The 20,496-nt window shown below is 69.2% G+C and carries 17 protein-coding genes and 1 riboswitch; of the genes, 8 read left to right on the top strand and 9 right to left on the bottom strand.

Annotation, left to right across the window (positions count from 1 at the left end; genetic code table 11):
- Positions 1-313 precede the first annotated feature (313 nt).
- A complete protein-coding gene (locus tag OG589_RS04935) occupies positions 314-955 on the bottom strand; it encodes a class I SAM-dependent methyltransferase (RefSeq protein ID WP_405146545.1) in 642 nt (213 codons plus the stop codon).
- A gap of 404 nt (positions 956-1,359) precedes the next feature.
- On the opposite strand from OG589_RS04935, the gene OG589_RS04940 reads away from it, so the two are divergent.
- From OG589_RS04940 to OG589_RS04955, 4 genes are all read left to right on the top strand, one after another.
- On the top strand, positions 1,360-1,719 hold the full coding sequence (locus tag OG589_RS04940) for an ArsR/SmtB family transcription factor (protein WP_405146547.1): 360 nt from the start codon (positions 1,360-1,362) through the stop codon (positions 1,717-1,719).
- Positions 1,720-1,786: 67 nt separating this feature from the next.
- Positions 1,787-4,408 carry a magnesium-translocating P-type ATPase gene (gene mgtA / locus OG589_RS04945; protein ID WP_405146549.1) on the top strand — a complete coding sequence of 874 codons (2,622 nt, stop codon included), beginning with the start codon at positions 1,787-1,789 and terminating at the stop codon, positions 4,406-4,408.
- 218 nt (positions 4,409-4,626) lie between these two features.
- On the top strand, positions 4,627-4,887 hold the full coding sequence (gene tatA / locus OG589_RS04950; protein WP_405146551.1) for a Sec-independent protein translocase subunit TatA: 261 nt from the start codon (positions 4,627-4,629) through the stop codon (positions 4,885-4,887).
- A 441-nt stretch (positions 4,888-5,328) separates the two neighbouring features.
- Positions 5,329-6,648, top strand: a complete 1,320-nt coding sequence (locus tag OG589_RS04955) for an LCP family protein (RefSeq protein WP_405146553.1) — start codon at positions 5,329-5,331, stop codon at positions 6,646-6,648.
- A gap of 71 nt (positions 6,649-6,719) precedes the next feature.
- Here OG589_RS04955 and glgX read toward each other — a convergent pair whose 3' ends face one another.
- The 8 genes from glgX to OG589_RS04995 all read right to left on the bottom strand — a co-directional run bounded on the left by glgX (position 6,720) and on the right by OG589_RS04995 (position 16,995).
- On the bottom strand, positions 6,720-8,843 hold the full coding sequence (glgX, locus tag OG589_RS04960; RefSeq protein ID WP_405146555.1) for a glycogen debranching protein GlgX: 2,124 nt from the start codon (positions 8,841-8,843) through the stop codon (positions 6,720-6,722).
- Between the two features lie 341 nt (positions 8,844-9,184).
- Entirely contained in the window at positions 9,185-9,613 is a 429-nt protein-coding gene (locus OG589_RS04965) for an OsmC family protein (RefSeq protein ID WP_405146556.1), read from the bottom strand.
- Positions 9,614-9,655: 42 nt separating this feature from the next.
- Positions 9,656-10,423 carry an ABC transporter ATP-binding protein gene (locus tag OG589_RS04970; protein WP_405146558.1) on the bottom strand — a complete coding sequence of 256 codons (768 nt, stop codon included), beginning with the start codon at positions 10,421-10,423 and terminating at the stop codon, positions 9,656-9,658.
- Positions 10,420-11,265 carry an ABC transporter permease gene (locus OG589_RS04975; RefSeq protein WP_405146560.1) on the bottom strand — a complete coding sequence of 282 codons (846 nt, stop codon included), beginning with the start codon at positions 11,263-11,265 and terminating at the stop codon, positions 10,420-10,422. The genes OG589_RS04970 and OG589_RS04975 overlap by 4 nt, the downstream gene beginning before the upstream one ends.
- 40 nt (positions 11,266-11,305) lie before the next feature.
- Complete coding sequence (locus OG589_RS04980) at positions 11,306-12,295, bottom strand: ABC transporter substrate-binding protein (protein ID WP_405146562.1); 990 nt, start codon at positions 12,293-12,295, stop codon at positions 11,306-11,308.
- Entirely contained in the window at positions 12,292-13,437 is a 1,146-nt protein-coding gene (locus tag OG589_RS04985) for an agmatinase family protein (protein ID WP_405146564.1), read from the bottom strand. The genes OG589_RS04980 and OG589_RS04985 overlap by 4 nt, the downstream gene beginning before the upstream one ends.
- A gap of 48 nt (positions 13,438-13,485) precedes the next feature.
- A riboswitch (guanidine-I (ykkC/yxkD leader) is annotated at positions 13,486-13,587 on the bottom strand.
- 142 nt (positions 13,588-13,729) lie between these two features.
- A complete protein-coding gene (locus OG589_RS04990; protein WP_405146566.1) occupies positions 13,730-15,820 on the bottom strand; it encodes an exo-alpha-sialidase in 2,091 nt (696 codons plus the stop codon).
- 98 nt (positions 15,821-15,918) lie between these two features.
- Positions 15,919-16,995, bottom strand: a complete 1,077-nt coding sequence (locus tag OG589_RS04995) for a LacI family DNA-binding transcriptional regulator (RefSeq protein ID WP_405146568.1) — start codon at positions 16,993-16,995, stop codon at positions 15,919-15,921.
- 143 nt (positions 16,996-17,138) lie between these two features.
- On the opposite strand from OG589_RS04995, the gene OG589_RS05000 reads away from it, so the two are divergent.
- The 4 genes from OG589_RS05000 to OG589_RS05015 all read left to right on the top strand — a co-directional run bounded on the left by OG589_RS05000 (position 17,139) and on the right by OG589_RS05015 (position 20,411).
- Positions 17,139-17,990 (top strand): phytanoyl-CoA dioxygenase family protein, encoded by an 852-nt coding sequence (locus OG589_RS05000; protein WP_405146569.1) that lies wholly within the window; start codon positions 17,139-17,141, stop codon positions 17,988-17,990.
- The gene (locus tag OG589_RS05005; RefSeq protein WP_405146570.1) at positions 17,980-18,924 is read left to right on the top strand and encodes a helix-turn-helix domain-containing protein; all 945 of its coding nucleotides are present in this window, start codon (positions 17,980-17,982) and stop codon (positions 18,922-18,924) included. The genes OG589_RS05000 and OG589_RS05005 overlap by 11 nt, the downstream gene beginning before the upstream one ends.
- 63 nt (positions 18,925-18,987) lie before the next feature.
- Entirely contained in the window at positions 18,988-19,536 is a 549-nt protein-coding gene (locus tag OG589_RS05010; protein WP_405146571.1) for an RNA polymerase sigma factor, read from the top strand.
- Positions 19,533-20,411 carry a hypothetical protein gene (locus OG589_RS05015; protein ID WP_405146573.1) on the top strand — a complete coding sequence of 293 codons (879 nt, stop codon included), beginning with the start codon at positions 19,533-19,535 and terminating at the stop codon, positions 20,409-20,411. The genes OG589_RS05010 and OG589_RS05015 overlap by 4 nt, the downstream gene beginning before the upstream one ends.
- The last annotated feature ends 85 nt before the right edge of the window (positions 20,412-20,496 follow it).

Below are 20,496 nucleotides of genomic sequence, written 5' to 3' on the forward strand. Positions count from 1 at the left end.
CTCCAGACATTCGACCAGTCCGCCGGAGAATTGCTTTTGCCTAAAAGTGGCGAAGCCTTGCACGATCCTCTTTGTGATTTCGCATGAGCCGGAAAGGATTGATGGACCGGCGAGTACGTGTACGAGTACCGTGAAATTCCAGGCGTCACCGGAATGAGTCCCATTCAGTTCCAGAAGAAGATCAGACTCCATGAGGCCCGGCTTTTCTGGCGGCACATCCAAAAGACATCGCGCACATCGGATACCGCGTGGGATACGACAGCCCGTCCCAGTTCGGCCGAGAATACCGGCGCCTTTTCGGCGCGCCACCCAGTCAGGACGCGATCAGATTCGCGGTGCCCACTGCCGACGCAGAGAACTGACCGGCCGGAACACGCGACCTGCGGGAGGAATACACCAAGGCGGGAGGCAGGTTGCGGAACACCGTCCTGCTTGCGACCACTTCTTCGAACGCCTGCCGCAGCTGCGCGAGCCGGTGACGGCTCGGAGGGGCCCAGTGGGTCCAGGTGTAGGTGAACTGCGTGTACACACCGCTCTCGGACAGAACCGAGGCGATTTTCGGTACGAGGACGCGGCCCTCCGGGCCGGTGAACGCCGACCAGGGGAGGCTGCTCACCACCACGTCCGCCGTGCGCAGGCCCCGGTCAGCGAGGATGCGGGGCAGTTCCCAGGCGGAGCCGGTGACTATCTCGGCGCGGGGAAAACGCTGAACCAGATGCGTGGCGAGCCGCTCGTTCACTTCGACCGCGATGTGACGGCCGCGGCCTGCCAGTTTGCGTTGGATCGCCTCGGTGACAGGTCCGGTGCCCGGACCGAGCTCCACCACCACGGGCTCGCCCCGCTCCGGCACGGCGGCGACGAGCCGCTCGACCAGGCGGGCCGAACTCGGGATCAGGGAGGCCGTCCGGAGCGGACTGCGCAGGAACTCGCGGGCGAAAAGTACTGTTTCCCTCATGCCATGACCCTTGCGGTGTGATGGGATCCGCGGGCGGACAGGCATTTTCCTGCTCCGCGGGAGAACCGATGACCCCATTCAACCACCGTGACCTGCGGAAATCGTAGAACAATCCTCGCCGCCCCTTGCACGATCCTCCTCCGCGGTTCAGCCGGCCTCGCTCACATGCCCGGCATATCGAGCAGGTTCCGAACGACACGCCCCGCGACAAGGCCCTGAGGCGTCCCAATTGAATGCCGACCCGGAGATGCGGCAGGCCTGCGAGCGATGATCTCCCCTGCGCCGCCGCCGAGCACGTGAGGGCGGTAGCGCGCTGCGCCTCCTGACCGGGATCACAGCCTCGCGCGCCTAGACTGGGCTCTTGCGGGGACGAGGGCAGGTCCCGGGCGAACGGGAGAGCGACAGTGGCGACGAGCGGCGGAGACTTCAACGACCCGCCCGTTGAGGTGCTGGCCGAGGCTGCCGCGACGTTCGGGCTGCTGGCCTCGCCCGCGCGGCTGCACATTGTTTGGGCGCTGGCCCAGCGCGAGAGCGATGTGAGCGGGCTCGCCGAACGCGTGGGTGGTGCGTTGCCCGCTGTGAGCCAGCATCTGACGAAGTTGAAGCTGGCAGGGTTAGTACGGTCGCGGCGCGAGGGCCGCCGGGTGGTGTACCTGGTCGACGACCAGGATGTGGTCGCCTTGGTTCAGTGGTTGGTGGGACGGTTCGCCGGCCGAGCCGACCAGCGTGGGTCATCGGGGCGCGTCCGTGGTCTGGGCGGCTGACGCTCAGACGGCTTCCGCAGACCTGGGTTCGCAGGATGGGAGCCCCGCTCACCTGTCCATCCTCGATGTGGCGAAGCTGACACGACTCCAAGTGCTGCGGCTACTGGAGACTGGGCTACGCGGGCTGGCGGAGGCGCAGGCCGAGGAGCGGTTGCTGCGCTATGGCGAGAACAGGGTAACGGCAGAGCGTGCGGCGTCGTGGCTGTGGCGCTTGGGGCGCAGCATGCGCGATCCGTTCACGCTGGTGCTGCTCGGCCTTGGGCTGGTGTCGGCGGCCATAGCCTCGTGGGGCACGGCCGGCGTGATCGTCGTGTTGGTCGTCGTCAGCTGCGTGCTGAGGTCCAGCGGGGAGTACCGGGCCGATCGATCCGCGGCCGCTCTGCGTGAGTTGCTCCCCATGACGGCGACGGCGCGGCGACGGGTCAGTGAGAACGCCGCTCCGCAGTCGCGGGAGATCCCGGTCGACCAGTTGGTGCCTGGTGACGTGATCAAACTGGGCCCGGGTGATCTCGTGCCCGCGGACGTGCGGCTCTTGCGGTCGAGTGGCCTCACCGTTCATCAGGCCGCGCTTACCGGTGAATCCCGGCCCGTCGCCAAGCACGCGGCCGATTCACCTTCACGCACCGGAGCGCTGCTGGACCTGCCATACCTGTGCTTTCAGGGCAGCAGCGTCGTCTCAGGAAGCGCTCTGGCGGTCGTCGTCGCCACTGGCGCTCGAACCCAGTTCGCCGGCGCCTACCGGGAGCCGGCACAGGGGCGTCGAGTTTCGGCGTTCGATCGCTCGGTGAACGGGATCTCCTGGGGTCTTGTCCGGTTCATGCTGCTCATCCCGCCGCTCGCCCTCATGGTCAATGTCGCCTTGCGCGGGCGAGGGCTGGAGGCGCTGCCATTCGCTGTCGCCGTGGCGGTCGGCCTGACACCGGAAATGCTGCCGGTCGTGGTCACCACGGCGCTGGCCCGAGGGTCGGCCGCCCTCGCGCGCGGCAGGGGAGTGATCGTCAAACGCCTTCCTGCCCTCCACGATCTCGGCGCGATCGAGGTTCTGTGCACCGACAAGACGGGCACCCTCACGCAGGACCGCCCGGTCGTCGACTGTTCGGTCGATGCGGACGGCCGCCATGATCGGCAGGTGCTCCGGTGGGCGGCCGTCAACAGCCTGTGGACGTTGCAGCTTGCCGATCTCCCTTCTCCGGACGCCCTTGACGAGGCGATTCTGGATGCCACCGAGGAGCTGGATGAATACGAGGGCGTGGCCGCGCTGCCCTTCGATCCGGTACGCCGCATCTCCTGTGCGGTGGTGCGCCGCCCCGGACGTACGGCTTCGCACACGCTGGTGGTCAAGGGCGCCGTCGAGGCCGTGCTGGAACGGTGCACCCAGGTGCGCACAGCGGGTACGGATGGACGCCTGGACGACATCGCCCGGGATCGGTTGCGCCGCTTCGCCGAGGAGAAGGCCGGGGAGGGCTTGCGGTTGCTTGCCGTCGGGCTTGCCGAGCGGCCCGCCGGCCACCGCGATCACGGCCCCGGCGACGAGCATCGCCTGACCTTCCTCGGTTTCGTCGGGTTGCGTGACGCGCTCGCGCCCGGCGCCGCGGACGCGCTCGCCGCCTTGGCTCGTCGCGGCGTCACGGTCAAGGTCCTCACCGGTGACCATCCCGCGACCGCCGCGCAGATCTGCCGTGATCTCAACATCGACCCCGGCGTGGCGGTCGTCGCCGATCAGATCGACGGCCTCGGCGACGCGGCCCTGTTCGAGCTCGCCGAACGCGCCACGGTTTTCGCCCGCTGCACTCCCGAGCACAAGGCCCGGATCGTGAGGGTTCTACGGGAGGCAGGGCGCACGACCGGTTTCCTTGGTGACGGCGTCAACGACCTGCCCGCCTTGCAGGCCGCCGACGTGGGCATCTGCCCGCGTGATGCCGTGGACGTGTCGCGCGAGAGCGCCGATGTGGTCCTGGCCGCCAAGGACCTCACCGCGATTGATCACGCGATCCTCGTCGGGCGCCGCAGTACCGGCAACATCATCACCTACCTGCGTGTCGCGCTGTCCTCCAACCTTGGCAACGTCATCGCGATGCTCGGCGCAGGGTTGCTCCTGCCCTTCCTGCCCATGCTTCCGGCACAGGTCCTGGTGCAGAACCTGTGCTTCGACGCGGCTCAGCTCGCGTTCGCGTTCGATCGGGCCGATCCCGCCGTACTGCGGCGCCCTTCGCAGCTGCGGCCGCGGGGCCTGCTTCGTTTCATCGTCGGTTTCGCATCGCTGAACGCGATCGCCGACCTGGCGACATTCGCCGTGCTGGGGTCGGTGGTGCTCGGCTCGACACAAGCGAGCGGACAATCGTCCTTCCACACCGGGTGGTTCGTCGAGAACCTGCTCACCCAGGCGCTGATGATGCTGTTGTTGCGGACATGGCGGCGCGTCTCTGTCCCGCTCATGACGGCAACCGGTGCCCTGGCCTCTGTGGGCGTGCTGCTGCCGCTGTCTCCGCTCGCTCCCGCGCTCGGTCTCACCACGCTGCCGGTCACGTTCTACGCGCTGCTCGCCGTTGTAGTGGTGCTGTACGGTGGCGCGCTGGCGCTGCTCAGCCGAAGAAGAGGACCGAACAGAGGTCCTGGCCGGTCGAGCCGCCATTGCCGTCAGCCGTCAGGAACCGAAGGCGCTGCGATCACGGCGGAGGAACCGGCGTAGCCGCGGCCGAGAATGTCGGTGATGGACCACTGTGACCGTCGGCGGCTAGATGTACGCGTTCTGCGGACTGCGGACGGCTCGTAGGGTTCGGCGCTGTGGTGAGTGCCTTCAGGCATGCTGCTCCGCGGACGCCCGCTATCGGTTGTATAGTTGCGCAATGCAGCAAGCGACGGGCGCGGCGAGACGCGTCCCGGCGAGGCGGGAAGGGATAAAGCACCATGCTTCTTCGCAACGGACTCGAGCCTGGCCATCTGCTGGTCCTGGCGCTGGCGCTGATCCTTCTGTTCGGCTCCAAGAAGTTGCCGGACGCGGCCCGCGCCCTGGGCAAGTCCCTGCGCATTCTCAAGAACGAGACCGCGGCCATGACAGATGACACCACCAAGGCCGACGTGCCGCCAGAGGCGCGACGAGGGGCCGCTCCTCGCCCCATCGTGGCCGCCGACCCCGATCTGCCGCACGCGCAGAGCGGCATCAACTGAGCCCTGACAGCAGGGGAGCGAGCATGGCGGAAGCGCAGCCGCGAATCGGATCCGGCAGGGCATCGCACCGGTTGGCGGCCATTCTGCTGTGGGCGTTCATCTGCGCGCTCAACGCCCACAGCATGTGGGTGAGCTGAGCCGGCGCCGACCGCACAGCTTGACCATGAGCGCGCCCGGGGCATACGGCCCGGATCATTTTGTCGGGACTTCTGAGATGGCCCCTGGCATGTCCGCATGCCCGCTATATGAGGTGTTAGTGAACGACGTTCGACGGCCGAGATCCGTCCGGCGAGGCTGTTGGCCATGGACGGCGCCGCCGGCTTCGTCCCCATGGACGATCACGTGACCAGCGGGCTTGAGGGCACGCCCCCTTCCGCGCCCGCAGGAGTTCCGCGACAGGGCCGCAGGCGGCGCTGGTTGCGGTGGGTCCTGGCGATCGTGATGACGATCGTGCTCATCGTCGTCGGTGTCGCGGTGGGCGTCTACGTGCGGCTGAGCGGCAACGTCAAGCACATCGATGTCGCCGCCGACGAGCTCGGCGCCACCCGCCCGCCGAAGGCTTCCACCACCGCGCTCAACGTGCTCGTCGTCGGTTCCGACCAGCGGGACGGCAAGAACGCCAAGTACGGCCACCGCATCGATGGCGAGCGCACCGACACCATCATGCTCGCTCACCTGTCGTCCAAGCGTGACAACGCGATGGTGATCAGCTTTCCGCGGGATTCGCTGGTCCAGCTGCCCGCATGCCGTGCGAAGGGAAATCTGCCAGGGCAGCGGCCGCACCTTGGCATGATCAACGAGTCGTTCAACTCCGGTGGCATCGCCTGCACCTGGAAGACCATCGAGACGCTCACCGGTATCCACATCGACCACTTCGTCAAGGTCGACTTCAGCGGATTCAAGGGCATGGTCAACGCGGTCGGCGGCGTCCAGGTCTGCTTGCCAGAACCGATCGACGACAAGAAGGCGCTGCTGCGCCTGCCCGCAGGGCGGCAGACGCTCAAGGGAGAGCAGGCCCTGGGCTATGTGCGTGCCCGCTACAGCCTGGGGGACGGCTCCGACATCGGCCGTATTCAGCGGCAGCAGATGTTCGTCGCCTCAATGATCAAAAAGGTGATGAGCGGCGAGACCCTCACCGACCCCGCTCGGCTCTTCGGCTTCTTGGACGCGGCGACCAAATCGGTGACGACCGACCCCGGCCTCACTCCCAGCGTGATGAAGGACCTGGCCGACAGCGTCCAGGGGCTGGCAGCCGGCCAGATCCATTTCATCACCACTCCCTGGCGCTACTCGCTCACCCATCCCGGGCGGGTCGAGTGGGTGCAACCACAGGCCCGAACGCTGTTTCGCGTCGTCGCCGGCGACAAGACCCTCCAAGGGGCGGGTGTCAAGGGCGGCCAGAGCAAGGTGCCTCGCTCGAAGATCCAGATCGAGGTGCGCAACGGCACCCAGCGTGGCGGCCTGGCCACTCAGGTCGCCGCCGCCCTGGAGCAGCGTGGTTACCACATCGCCAAGATCGGCGACGCCCCGCGAAGACCATACCCGGCCACCACCATCTTGTACTCCCCCAATGGGGCGGCCCGCGTCTCCACCCTCAGAGCGGACCTGATGGCGGCCGCTCCGAAACTCGTTCCCACCGCCGGCACCGCTCGCCTGGTGCTGACCGTCGGCGATGACTGGAAGGGACTGAAAGCGCAGCGTGCCGAGGAACTGGAGGCCCTGCGGGGAACCGATGCCGGCCACGACTCCTGTGCCGTCTGACCGGCCACCGAGTCGAATACGCCCACGCGCTGTCAATGAGCGAGGGCGTGATCACCAACCGGCGTGAGCCGTCAGCCCCTGGCGGTTGAGCGGAGGATCTGCATTGAGCGGTTGGTGACCGTGATGGGTTTGCCGGGTTCGTGGGTCACGCCTGAGGGGCGTTGGTCGTAGGGGCCCTCGTCGTTGGTGTCGAGGACGGGCTGCCAGCCCGGGCCGTACTCCGAGCCCGGCAGGGTGAACGTGATGTCCTCGTGGTGGCCGTTCACCAGCAGCAGGAACGAGTCGTCGCTGATGCGCTGGCCACGCGGGCCAGGCTCGCTGATCGCCTCGCCGTTGAGGAAGACGGCCATCGCCTTGCCGAAGCCGCTGTGCCAGTCGCCCGCGGTCATCTCCTTGCCGGACGGCGTGAGCCACACGATGTCGCGGACGTCGCCCTCCAGCATGCGCCCGAGGAAGAACCGGCGGCGGCGGAAGACCGGGTGCTTCCTGCGGAACCTGGACATCGTACGGACGAAGTCGAGCAGGTCGGACTCGGACCCGAGCAGGGACCAATCGACCCAGGAGACCTCGTTGTCCTGGCAGTAGGCGTTGTTGTTGCCGTGCTGCGTGCGGCCCAGCTCGTCGCCGTGGAGCAGCATCGGCACGCCCTGGGACACGAACAGCGTGGTCAGGAAGTTGCGGCGCTGCCGGCGGCGCAGCATCACGATGGCCGGGTCCTCGACCGGCCCCTCGGCGCCGCAGTTCCACGAGCGGTTGTCGTCGGTGCCGTCGCGGTTGTTCTCGGCGTTCGCCTCGTTGTGCTTGTGGTCGTAGGAGACGAGGTCGGTCAGCGTGAAGCCGTCGTGGCAGGTGACGAAGTTGATCGAGGCGACCGGCCGGCGCCCGCTCGTGGCGTACAGGTCGGAGGAGCCCGTCAGGCGGGAGGCGAACTCCGGCAGCACCGACTGGCCGCCCCGCCAGAAGTCGCGGACGCTGTCGCGGTACTTGCCGTTCCACTCGGTCCACAACGGCGGGAAGTTGCCCACCTGGTAGCCGCCGGGGCCGACGTCCCACGGCTCGGCGATCAGCTTGACCTGCGAGATCACCGGATCCTGCTGGATCAGGTCGAAGAACGAGGACAGCCGGTCGACGTCGTGCAGCTCACGGGCCAGGGCGGAGGCGAGGTCGAACCTGAAGCCGTCGACGTGCATCTCCATGACCCAGTAGCGCAGCGAGTCCATGATGAGCTGGAGCGCGTGCGGCGAGCGGACGTTCAGGGAGTTGCCGCAGCCGGTGTAGTCGAGCATGAGCCGGCGGTCGGTGTCGAGCAGCCGGTAGTAGGACGCGTTGTCTATGCCGCGGTAGGCCAGCATGGGCCCCATGTGGTCGCCCTCGGCGGTGTGGTTGTAGACGACGTCGAGGATCACCTCGATGCCCGCCGCGTGCAGGCTCTTGACCATCGACTTGAACTCCGGCACCTGCCCGCCGCGCTGTCCCGCGCTCGAATAGGCGTTGTGCGGGGCCAGGAAGGAGATCGTGTTGTAGCCCCAGTAGTTGGTGAGGCCGCGGGCCACCATCGCGTGCTCGGGTACGAACTGGTGCACCGGCATGAGCTCCACCGCCGTCACGCCCATGCTGAGCAGGTGCTCGATCACCGACGGGTGGGCGAGGCCGGCGTAGGTGCCGCGCTGCTCCTCGGGCACGTCCGGATGGCGCATGGTGAGCCCGCGCACGTGCGCCTCGTAGATCACGGTCTCGTGGTACGGAGTGCGGGGCGAGCGGTCGTTGCCCCAGTCGAAGAACGGGTTGACGACGACGTTCTTCGGCATGTGGGGGGCGCTGTCGTCGGTGTTGCGCTGCCCGGGGTCGGTGAACTGGTAGGAGAACAGCGACCTGTCCCAGTGCACGTCCCCCTCGACCGCCTTGGCGTAGGGGTCGAGCAGGAGCTTGCCGGGGTCGCAGTGGTGCCCCCTCCCGGGGTCGTACGGCCCGTGCACGCGGTAGCCGTACCGCTGGCCGGGCATGACGCCGGGGAGATAGCCGTGCCAGACGAAGCCGTCGACCTCGGGGAGGTCGATGCGGGTCTCGGCGCCCGCGTCGTCGAAAAGGCAGAGCTCGACCCGCTCGGCGACCTCGGAGAAGAGTGCGAAGCTCGTACCGGCTCCATCCCAGGTGGCGCCCAAAGGGTACGGCTCTCCAGGCCAGACCTCACGCATGTAGCCTCATTGTGGTCGTGGGAACGGTCCGCGGTGCAGCTCGATCGCGTCGTGTTTCCTGTCGTGACCCGGTGCCCCGTCAGCTCCTTTCTGGTCAGGGCTCCGTTGCCGCGTCCCTGGATGCTTACGTCCCGGCTCTACTGTCGATATTAGGGCCGCGAGTTTGATTTACCAGATCTTTTGCCCCGCTAGGGGTAATGATCGGATAGACCTCGCCTCGCACCCGCCAGTGCGACACGAACCCGATAAATCACTATATAACACGCAAACAGCAGGTAAACAGTACAAACAACACGAAACGGCCCCCGCGTGACGTCGCACGCGGGGGCCGGGACGGGTCGTCAGCCGATCAGCTCGGCGTTCAGCGTGATGGTGGTGCCCGCGAGGGCCTTGCTGACCGGGCAGTTGGCCTTGGCGGTCTCGGCGGCGGTCTGGAAGTCCGCCGCGGAGATGCCGGCCACCTGGGCCCGCACGGACAGGACGATGCCCGTGATCCCCTCGCCCGGCTGGAAGGTCACGTCGGCCTTCGTCTCGACCTGCTGCGGCGGCGTGCCCGCCTGGGCGAGCCCGTGCGACAGAGCCATCGAGAAGCAGGACGAGTGGGCCGCCGCGATGAGCTCCTCGGGGCTCGTCTTGCCGTTGGCCTGCTCGGCGCGCGAGGGCCACGAGACGTCGAACGTCCCGACCCCCGAGGTGTCGAGCGAGACGGTGCCCGAGCCGTCGAGCAGCGCGCCCTTCCACTGGGTCGTCGCGGTACGTGTCGTCGCCATTGCGATCATCCCTTCGATATTGAGGTCCTTGCCAAGCCGAACCTACACGCGCGCCTGGTGCGCACGGTGCTCGGCACGGACCAGATCCTCGACCTCCGCCCGGAGGGCCAGGAACTCCGCCGAGCGCTTGTCCTCCAGCGAGCGGGCGGCGGGGAGGCCGACGGGGAGGTCACGGGCGATCCTGCCGGGGTCGCAGGACAGCACGAGCACCCTCTGCCCGAGGAAGACCGCCTCCTCGACGTCGTGCGTGACCATGATCACAGTCGTGGAGACGTCGAGCCATACCTGGCGGATGAGGAGCTGCATGTCCTCCTTCGTCTGCACGTCCAGGGCCCCGAACGGCTCATCGAGCAGCAGCACGCGCGGCGAGCAGGCGAGCGCCCTGGCGATGGCGACGCGCTGCTGCTGGCCGCCCGACAGCCGCCCCGGCAGGGCGGTGGCGAGGCCGCCGAGGCCCACCTCGTCGAGCAGTCGCCCCACCCGCTCCTCGCGCCGGGCGCGGGGGATGCCCAGCGACTCCAGCCCGAAGGCGACGTTCCGCGCCACGCTCCGCCACGGGTAGAGGGAGGCCGTCTGGAACACCAGCCCTCGGTCGGGACCTGGGCCGGTCACCTCGTCCCCGTCCAGCAGCACCCGGCCGGTGGTCGGCGGCGTGAGCCCGGCGACCAGCGACAGCAGGGTGCTCTTGCCGGACCCGCTGGCGCCCACCACGCAGACGAACTCCCCGGGCGCGATCGTGAGGTCGAGGCCGGCCAGCACCGGAGTGCCGGGCGTGAACTCCTTGCCGACCCCCTCCAGCCGCAACGTCACGCGGCCCACCTCCCGACGCGTGCGCGCACCAGGCGCAGGGTGATGTCGATGGTCAACCCGATCAGGCCGATGACCACCAGGATCGCGAAGATGCGGTCGGTCTGCAGGAACCGCTGCGCCCGGGTGATCCGGTAGCCCAGCCCGGAGGTGGCCGCGATCAGCTCCGCCACGACCACGAAGTTCCAGGCCGCCGCGGCGTTGACCCGCATCGCGTCGATCATGCCGGGCAGCGCGTACGGGAAGACCACGCGTGAGGCGACGCGCACACGACCCGCGCCGAGGGTCGCGGAGACCTCCAGCAGCCGCCGGGGCACCTGCCGCACGACGTCGGCCGTCATCAGGGTGTTGAAGAAGACCACCCCGAGGACCAGGAGCGCCACCTTGGACGCCTCGCCGATGCCCAGCCAGATGATGAGCAACGGGATGAACGCCGAGGCGGGCAGGTAGCGCAGCAGGCCGATCACCGGTTCGAGCAGCGCCTGAGCCCAGGGGAGCGCGCCCATCGTGAACCCCAGCGGCACCGAGATCAGCACCGCGAGCAGGAAACCGAGCCCGATCCTGCCGAGGCTGGCCAGAAGGTCGGTCCACAGCTCGCCGCTGACCGCCATGTCCGTCCCGGCCGTCCAGACGGCGGCGGGGGAGGGCAGGAAGGTGGGGTTCACCACGCCGCTCGCGCTGAGCCCCCACCACGCGGCGAGCGGCACGAGCACCGACAGGGCGCGCAGGACCCAGACCATGCGGGCGGGCACGGCGGAGTTCAGCAGCCGGATGCGCCGGCCCGCCCCCGGGCCGCTCACCGCCGCCCCCACGTGGACGGCCTCGGCGGCGGCCGGGCCGCTCATGGCCTCACCGCCGGTACGGCCGCGACGGCGGCCCGGGTGCTCACGGCTGGACCGCCTGGACGAACCTGGGTTCGAGCAGGCCTTCCAGCGAGGGGGCGGTGTCGACGAGCTTGCCGGCGACCAGGAAGCCGGAGATCTCCTTGGCGCTCGCCGGCAGGTCGGTCGCGAACGCCGTGCGGTTCTGCTCCAGTGTGAAGATCGTGGTGCCCTTGTCGTAGGTCTCGTAGTCGGTCACGCCGACCCCCGCCCGCTTCGCCATGATCTCTAGGGCCTTGGGACGGTTCTGCCCGATCCACGAGATGGTGTCGAACCAGGTCCTCACCAGCGCCTGCACGGCCTTCTCGTCCTTGTCCACCAGGTCCCGGGTGACCACCAGGTGGTCGGGGATGGCGCCGGGGAAGTCGGCGGAGCTGGCGATCGTCGTGCTGCCCGGCCGCTTGAGCGCGGTGGTGGTGAAGGGCGCGAACACGCCGACCGCGTCCACCTGGCCCGCGACGAACGCGGCGGCCGCCGCGTCGGTGGGCAGCGGCTGGAACTTCACGTCCGCCTCGGTCAGGCCCGCCTTCCGCAGCGCGAGCAGCAGCAGGTAGTGGTCGACGGTGCCCTGCTCGGCCGCCACGGTCCTGCCCTTGAGGTCGGCGAGGCTCTTCACGCCCTCCTTGGCGATGATCTGGTCGTTGCCGGTGGAGTTGTCGTTGACCAGGACCACGGTCTCCTTGGCGCCTCCGGCGATCGAGGCCAGGGTGTCGTTCAGCGTCTGGCTGTTGGCGTCGATGTTGCCGGTGGCCAGGGCGTTGAGGCTGTCGGTGTAGCTGTCGAAGTACTTCAGCTCCACCTCGACGCCGTTCTTGGCGAACAATCCCTGCTCCTGCGCGACCTGCCAGGGGAACCAGCCGGGCCACGCGCTGAAGCCGAGCCTGATCTTCGACGCCCCGGTCGAGGCCGGCGGCGTGGCGGTCTCCCGGGCGGCGCAGGCGGTGCTCAGGACGAGCAGGACGGCGGCGGGCAGGATGAGGCGCCTGAGTCTCATGCGGCTCCCCTCTCGGGCTTCGCGGGCGGGGCGGGGCGCTTCGGGAGGTGGCCTGCGCGGACGAGGCACCCGAGGGTGTCGCAGATGACGCGGGTCGCGATGAGGGCGGTGATCTCCGCGTTGTCGTACGGCGGGGCGCACTCGACCACCTCGATGCCGGCGAGCGGCCGGGCGTCGGCGATGAGCTGGATGAACTTCAGGACCTCGCGGGGGAGGAAGCCGCCGGGCTCGGGCCAGCCGGTGCCGGGCACGAAGGCCGCGTCCAGGCAGTCGACGTCGAAGGACAGCCAGACGGCCTCGGCGCCGTCCCAGGCGACCTCCAGGGCCCGCTCGGCGGCGGCCTCGATGCCCATCTCGACGCAGTCGGTGACCGTCATGATGGTGGTGCCGCGCTCCCTGCCGACCTTCACGCCGGGACGGGGCGCCTGCCAGCCGCCGATGCCGATCTGCACGAGGTTCTTCGCCGGCACGTTCGGGATGTCGGTCGCGTGGAACCACGGCGTGGTGTGCATCCGCTCGTCGAGGTCGGTCTCCTGCGTGTCGACATGCCGGTCGAAGTGAATGATGCCGACATTTCCGGAAACGTGCTCGGCAATGCCGCGTACGGTCGGGTAACCGATCGAGTGGTCGCCACCCAGCACCACCGGGAAGGCCCCGCTGGCGTAGACGTGCGACACCGCCTTGCTGATCTGGTCGAACGTCTTCTCGATGTTGGCCGGGATGGTGAAGATGTCCCCGAGGTCGGCGATCGTGAGCGACTCCCGCAGGTCCACGCCCAGCTCGAAACTGTACGGCCCGTAAAGCGCCGAGATCTTGCGGATGCCCTGGGGGCCGAACCGCGTGCCCGAGCGGTAGGTCGTGCCGCCGTCGAAGGGGGCGCCGAGCACCGCCACGTCGTACTCGCCGCAACGCCGCACGTCCTCGACGTACGGGGCTTTGAGGAAGGTGTTGATCCCGGCGAAGTGCGGGAGCTCTCCCCGCGAGAAGGTCGGGATGGTGCGGTCGACGATCGAGTCCGCGCCCTGCAGGCCGTACTCCAGGCCGCGCTCGATCTCGCGCCGGTGCATGGTGGTGGGAAGCTCGGCCTCGCGTTCGACGGCGTAGCGCGCCTCGGGTCCGTAATTGTCGTGAAGGTGGCCCACGGCACTCCCTTTTGAGAACGCCTCACTCAGGAGGCAGCCGACATGACTGTCTCCCGGGTTTTTGTCCCGCCGTGGAACGGCCTAGGCCGCCTGCACCTCTTGGACCAGCCCCTCCCCGCGCGGGAGGGCGGAACCCTAGGTGCGCCTCACCACATGCCGGTGAGTCCCTCTCATGACAATGCCAGCCTGTTTCCTCCCCGTTTCCCGCCCGTAGCGGCTCGGTGACGTACTACGCACACAGGGCTCCCAAGTGCGGGCTCCGCCGTCCGCCTCTCCGTAGGAAGGGAAGGAACTAGCGCAGCAACCGGACGGCGTCGGCGACGACCACGCCGTTGGCGGCGTTGCTCAGCTCGATCGTGGCCGGTCCCTCGGTCATGCGGTAGGTGCCGAGCGACACCCACGAGCCGCCGCGCGGCTCGGTGACCCCGGGCACCCGCTGGTCGACCCGGACCACGCTGGTCCCGCCCGCGTGGATGATCGTGAACGGCGCGTCGCTCGCGCGGTTCTCGTGCGCGGTATGGGAGACTTGGACCTCGTAGTCGCCGTCGTGCGGGACCACCGGGCGCCATCGGACGACCCTCTCGCCCGTTCCGGCGGGCGCCGAGCGGTAGTTGCCGCCCCGGTAGCCGGCCACGCTCGTCCCCGCCGACCAGGTGCCGCTGACCACCTGGTAGCCGAGCTCGTCGTTGTCGACCACCACCTCGTCGCGCACGTCGGCCTGTGACGGCGCGCCGATCAGGCTCAGCGTGTCCAGCGAGACCAGCGTGCCGCCCCCGCGGCCCGCCCCGGACGCGGTGAACCGGATCTTGTGCCGCCCCGCCTTCAGCCCGACGGTGCCGAGCCGCGCGACGTCGTAGCCGTCGGCCCGGTCCGCCGTGGTGTCCAGCACCGCGGTCCTCGGCCTGCGGCCGTCGACCGTGACGGTGACCAGACCGCCGGCGGCGGCCCGGAAGTAGCGCAGCAGCAGCTCATAGGACCCCGGCCGCCGGACGTCCACTGTGTACTCGACGTGGGCGCCGGCCTGGTCCGGGGTGAACACGGCTCGGCTTCCCCCGCGGGCCACCGCGTCCGTGACGATCGACACGGTGCCGCCGGAGGCGTGCGCGCCGGTCGAGAGGTCGACGAGGCGTTCGTCGTACCGGGGACCCCTGCGCAGGCCGTCCCGGCCGTGGGTGAGCCATTCGAGGGAGAACCGGCAGATGGCCACCCGGCGCGGGAAGCTCGGGTTGTCGCCGTCGCAGCCGTAGACCAGCAGGATCGTGCCGTCGGAGAGCCGGGCGAGCTCGGAGTAGTACGACCGGCCCTCGTTGATCACCCGGCTGTAGCGGAACGAGTGCGCCTCGTCGTAGCTGACCGAGACCGTCATGTTCGTGCGCACCGGCGAATCGGGGCGGCTGAACAGCACCCGGTCCACTTCGGACGAGCCGGGTCCGCCGGTGTAGCGCAGCAGGCTCGCGTCCACGGCGTTGAACGTGCCGGTGGACCCGTCCAGGCGCGGCGGCGACCAGGTCAGCCCGCGGTCGGCGCTGACCGCCACGATCCGCTGCCGGTTACCGCCCGAGGCCGCGCGGCCGTTGACCAGCACCGTGCCGTCGGATCGCTGGACCACCCTTGCCTCGTTGATCGGGTAGTCGACGGAGACCGGCACCTCCCCGGTCGCCTGCCAGGTCTGGCCGTGGTCGTCGCTGTAGATCGACGCGACGCCGTAGTACCGCTGCTCGACGGTGTTGCCGATGATCACCCGACGGTGCGAGCAGTTGAGCAGCAGCCGGCCGTTGTCCAGTTGGATGCCGTGGCCCGGGCCGGGGCCGTGCAGTGCCCAGTCGTAGGGGAAGTGGTCGAACAGGCCGGACATCTCACGCGGCTCGCTCCACGTGCGGCCGCCGTCCGCGCTGGAGATCATGTAGAGGTCGCCGATGTCGCCGGAGCAGCCGGTGTTCTCCGGCAGCAGGATCGACAGCATGTAGAACAGGAAGACCCCGCCCGTGGTCCGGTCGACGACGAAGGCCGGGTTGCCCCACGACTGGCCGCCGGCCGACGCGACCAGCGTCCGCGTCTGCTCCCAGGTGTCGCCGCCGTCCTCGCTACGACGCACCAGCAGGTCGCGAGGGCCGGCGTCGCACACCTCGTGCCGTCCCTCGGTGGCGACGAGGATGGTGTCGTCCGGCAGCACCGTCAGTCCGTGGACGTGGTAGCTCTCAAGCGGATCCACGGTGTTGTCCCACAGCGTGGTGTCGTCGAAGGCGACCGGCCGCCGCCGAGCAGTCGTCGCGCCCGCGGCGGGGGCGGCCGTGCCGATCGCGGCGGCCAGTGACGCCGCCGCGACCCCTATGCCGAAGGTTCTGCGGCCGATGTGGGTGTGCTTCGGATCCGGCTGTGCCACGTTCTACCTCCGGGTAAGAGATGTGCTTCGTCGTTTTCGATCGCGGCGTCGCCACCGGCCGGTCGATCAGCGCCGGTCCGGGCGCGCCACCATGCGGGTCACCGGGACCACGTCCGGCCGGGAGCGGGACCGATGGAATCGCCGGCCACGAAGCCGCACGGCACGGTGACCTGCCGGGGGGCGCCGGCCGGCTCGCCGAGCAGGTCGACCAGCATCCGCACGGCCGTTCGGGCCATCTCCGCACGGGGCAGGGAGAAGCGGGTCCAGTCCCGCAGCTCAGGAGTCCACGACGGCGGGTCGCCGAGCAGCGCGATCGAGCAGTCGCCCGGGAAGCGCACCCTGCCCGCCGCGCTGATCGCGTCCAGCGCGGCGGTCAGGCGGTTGTCCTCGCTCGGCTCGACGAGGATGGCGGTGACGCCGTCCGCGCCCGTCCAGCGCTCGACGAACTCGGGCGACAGGTCGGCGGGGTCGGCGAGCCCGCGGATCAGCGACTCGTCCACCGCGACCCCGGCCGCGGCGAGGCCCTGCCGGTAACCCGCCTCGCGGTCGCGGGTGGGTTCGGTGTCCTCGACCGCGCGCAGGTAGAGGATCCGCCTGTGCCCCAAGCGGATCAGCTCCGCGACGAGGTCGCTGGTGGCCGTCACATAGTCGGCCCCCATGTAGGACAGCTCGGCGCCCTCGAGCTCCCGGCGGCCGATGAAGACGAACGGGAAGTCCTCCCTGACCAGCTCCGCCAGCTCCTCGCGGCGCACGTTGCGGCCGAGCAGCACACAGCCGTCGGCGATCTTCAGGCGGTTCACCCCGCCTGAGTAGATCGCGCGGTCGCCGGAGCCGACCGAGCTGAACAACAGCAGGTCGTAGCCCTGCCGTGCGGTCTCCTCCTCGACGCCCATCAGGAACGGGAAGTAGAAGTCGCGCTGGTCGGTCGGGAAGACCGGCTCGAACGTGTACAGGCCCAGCAGGTGGTTGCGACCCCCCTTGAGGCTGCGGGCGGCGACGTTGACCGAGTAGCCGAGCTCGGCGGCCGCCGCGAGGACCGTCTGCCGCGTCGGCTCGGCGATCTGGTCGCTCACCGCGCCGCCGCTGAGGACGAGCGACACGGTCGCCTGCGAGACACCGGCGCGCCTGGCGATGTCCACCTGGGTGGCCCGGCGCTGTCGTCGGGGAGGAGCCACGTCAACTCCTATTAATACGTATTAGTAAGCGTGTCGAATGCTAATCACCCGTTTCGGCAAGGGTCAAGCGATGACACGATTCGCCATCCTGGTGCGCGCTCGCACCATGGCTGGAACGCGGCGGGGAAAGCCATGATTGAGCGGTGACGAACGCTGAACTGAAGGCCTGGTACGAGCGTGACGGCTATGTCGTCCTGGAGCACGCCCTCGACCTTGGCGAGGTCGACAAGCTGGTCGAAGAGGCCGTCCGCATCTGCCGCGGCGAGCTCGGCGACATCCAGGGCGCGCTCCCCGCCGGGCCCGCCGACACCGACGACGACGTGCTGCGCAGGTTCCTGTGCATCCACTACCCGCACAAGCTCTCCGGCCTGATGCTCGCCACGATGCGCCATCAGGCGATCGTTTCGGCGCTCACCTCGCTGATCGGCCCGAACGTCAAGGCGATGCAGTCGATGCTGTTCATCAAGTCCGAGGGAGAGCCGGGGCAGGCCTGGCACCAGGACGAGATGTTCATCCCGACCCGCGACCGGTCGCTCGCGGCGGCGTGGCTCGCGCTCGACGACGCCACCATCGAGAACGGCTGCCTCTGGGTGCTGCCGGGATCGCACCGGTCCGGCGTGCTCTACCCGAACCGCGACCACGACGACCCGCGCTACGACTGCACGGTGGAGTCCTACGGCTTCCCGTTCGGCGACTCCGACGCGGTGCCCGTCGAGATCGCGGCCGGCTCCGTGCTCGTGTTCAACGGCCACCTGCTGCACAAGTCGCTGCCCAACAGCGGCCGGCACGGCTACCGGCGTGCGCTGGTCAACCACTACATGAGCGCGGAGTCCCTGCTGCCGTGGGATGCCCCACCGGAGGGGACGAACATGGCGCAGGCGGACTACCGGGACATCGTCCTCGTCGCCGGCACCGACCCGTACGAGTACAAAGGTCTGCAGGAGGTGCGACGGCCACGGGTTCGCCCGAACCGGGACGGCGGCTGTGACAGATGACGGCCCGCAGATGATCTCCGTCGACCTGGTACCCCGCCTCGGGCCCACCGTCGCGGACTACCCGCCGGGCTCGACGTTCGGCCCGCGGGTCGCCAGGTCGTACCAGTTCGTCTGGCTCCTCCGGGGCAGCGCCACCTGGTTGTGGGACGAGGTCGCGCTACCGCTGACCCCGGGGAAGCTGCTGCTCGTCCGGCCGGGAATGCGCGACTCGTTCCGCTGGGATCCCCGCACCCCGACCCGGCACGCGTACGTGCACTTCACGCTCACCGGCCACGTGCCCGCCGGCCGGCCGCTGGTGCGCGACCTGACCGGCCGGCACGAACCGATGGGCGCCCTGTGCCAGTACCTGCTCTGGCTCGGGACCGAGTGCCCGCCCGCGTGGCAGGTCCACGCGTGCGAGACGCTCCGCCTGCTGGCGCTGACCTTCCTGGCCGGTCCCGCGCCGGCGGAACCCGCACCCGCGACCCTGCCGGAACCGGTCGTCGCGATGATGCGCGCGGTGCGCGAGCACTGGTCCGACGGGCGGGCGAGGCCGATCCCGATGCGACGGCTCGCCGCTGCCGCCCAGGTCTCGCCGAGCACGCTGTGCCGCACGTTCCGGCGGCGGTTCGGCGTCGGGCCGGTCGCCGCCATCGAGCTGCTGCGCCTGACCAGAGCCGAACCGCTGTTGTGGCAGAGCAACCTTTCCATGGGCGCGATCGCCGTACAGTGCGGCTTCGCCGACGCGTACCACTTCTCCCGCCGGTTCCGCGCGGTCTACGGGATGGCACCGACGACGTTCCGCTCGACCGCGCCGGAGTCCGCGCCCCCCTCACCCGTCGAGTCCGGCGGCCTCGCGGCGCTGCAGTCGCTCCTCCCCGGCACCCACGGCCACGTGCCGCCGATGGGACGGTCCGCCACCACGCGCGGACGAGGACCGTTGACCAAGGGATGAAACACTCGCGGAGGTGCCGGACATCTGCTGAGGTGTTTCGGCACCTTTGATGAGGAGAAGTTTGTGCACGATCCTGTGCCTCCCGGCGTGCGAGATCGTTTCGAGGCGCTCTACCTCGCCCACTACAGAGCCGTCCACCGCTACGCGCTGCGCCGCACCGACTCGGCCGACGATGTCGCCGATGTGATCGCCGAGACCTTCCTCATCGCCTGGCGGCGGCTGGACGACATTCCTCAAGGGGAGGCCACGGTGCTGTGGCTGTACGGCACCGCCCGCCGCGTCCTGGCCAACCACCGGCGCGGGGAGTCGCGACGCACCGCGCTGGCCTCGCGGCTGCGCGATGAGCTGGCCGCCGGGCAGGAAGCGCCGCTCGCCGATCCGCGGACCGACGCCGTACGGACGGCGTTCGCGGCCCTCGCCCCGGCCGACCGCGAGGTGCTGGCGCTGGCCTGCTGGGAGGAGCTGTCCGGTCCGCAGATCGCCAAGGTGCTGGGCTGCAGCGACACCGCGGCCCGGTTGCGCCTGCACCGCGCCCGCAAGCGCCTGGCCAAGCTGCTCGGGACGACCGGGGAAGTATCTGTGATGGCCGCGCTCAGGGGGGAAAACCGATGAGCAAGATCGACCGTATGGTGTTCGCCATCGACCCTGCCGCGGGGCACGCCGAACCCGCTATGAGCCAGGGAGTCCATGACCTTCTCGAGGAGATCGTCGCGACTCCGCCAGAGCGCCGCCGACCTTCCTGGTCTGCCTTCCGGCGCGGCCGTGCCCGCAGACCTGCCCTGATCGGCATGGTGATGGCCCTCTCCGTGGCCGCCGCGATCGTCGTCGGGCTGCCGGCCCGCGGCCCGGCCACCGAGTACGCCAACGCCGCCGTCTCGCTGAAGCGGGTCGACCAGTACCTCGACATCACCGTCAACGACCCCAAGGCCGACGTCACGACCTTCACCGAGGCTTTCCACGCCGTCGGGTTGGACGCCGTGGTGGAGAAGATCCCGGTCCGGCCCAGGCAGGTGGGGAAGATGATCGGTCCACTGGCACCTGGGGACTTTCCGGAGGGCACGGGCATGACGATCAAGGCAATCCGTGCCTGTGGTTCGGTGTGGTGTGGGCAGATCAGCATACCCGCGGGCTATACCGGGAAGATCGTCATCGGCATCGGTCGCCCCGCGGCCCCTGGTGAACCTTATAGAGCGAACGGGCCGGTGAACGACTCACTGATGAAGAGTGACGCACTGGACGGTTACGAGGCCCGCGGCAAGACGGTGGTGGAGGTCCGCGCCGAGCTGGACCGGCGTGGTCTGAAGCCCAAGTACTACCTGTTCTTCGGCGACCCTGACAAGGCTCATACCGCGAGTCCCGTCACGGCCGACCGTATCAAGGACGATTGGGTCGTCGACCTGGCCTGGGATTACAGCTCCGACACGGTGGCCCTCACCGTCGCCGGCGGCCCCTCTCCTGAACAGCCCGAGGAACAGAACGGGCAGTGACGGCACCACCGAGTCCCGCCGACCGTTTCGGTCCTGTGGGTTTTCCCCTAAAGGGCTTGCAACAACTTAGCCTGTCTGGTTTCTC

Source organism: Sphaerisporangium sp. NBC_01403 (genome assembly GCF_045040145.1).
Taxonomy (GTDB): domain Bacteria; phylum Actinomycetota; class Actinomycetes; order Streptosporangiales; family Streptosporangiaceae; genus Sphaerisporangium; species Sphaerisporangium viridialbum.

Excerpts from the sequence above, each read along its gene's own strand:
- OG589_RS04935 (WP_405146545.1), bottom strand. The coding sequence starts at position 955 with ATGAGGGAAACAGTACTTTTCGCCCGCGAGTTCCTGCGCAGTCCGCTC.
- tatA (WP_405146551.1), top strand. The coding sequence starts at position 4,627 with ATGCTTCTTCGCAACGGACTCGAGCCTGGCCATCTGCTGGTCCTGGCG.
- OG589_RS04955 (WP_405146553.1), top strand. The coding sequence starts at position 5,329 with ATGACGATCGTGCTCATCGTCGTCGGTGTCGCGGTGGGCGTCTACGTG.
- glgX (WP_405146555.1), bottom strand. The coding sequence starts at position 8,843 with ATGCGTGAGGTCTGGCCTGGAGAGCCGTACCCTTTGGGCGCCACCTGG.
- OG589_RS04965 (WP_405146556.1), bottom strand. The coding sequence starts at position 9,613 with ATGGCGACGACACGTACCGCGACGACCCAGTGGAAGGGCGCGCTGCTC.
- OG589_RS04975 (WP_405146560.1), bottom strand. The coding sequence starts at position 11,265 with ATGAGCGGCCCGGCCGCCGCCGAGGCCGTCCACGTGGGGGCGGCGGTG.
- OG589_RS04980 (WP_405146562.1), bottom strand. The coding sequence starts at position 12,295 with ATGAGACTCAGGCGCCTCATCCTGCCCGCCGCCGTCCTGCTCGTCCTG.
- OG589_RS05015 (WP_405146573.1), top strand. The coding sequence starts at position 19,533 with ATGAGCAAGATCGACCGTATGGTGTTCGCCATCGACCCTGCCGCGGGG.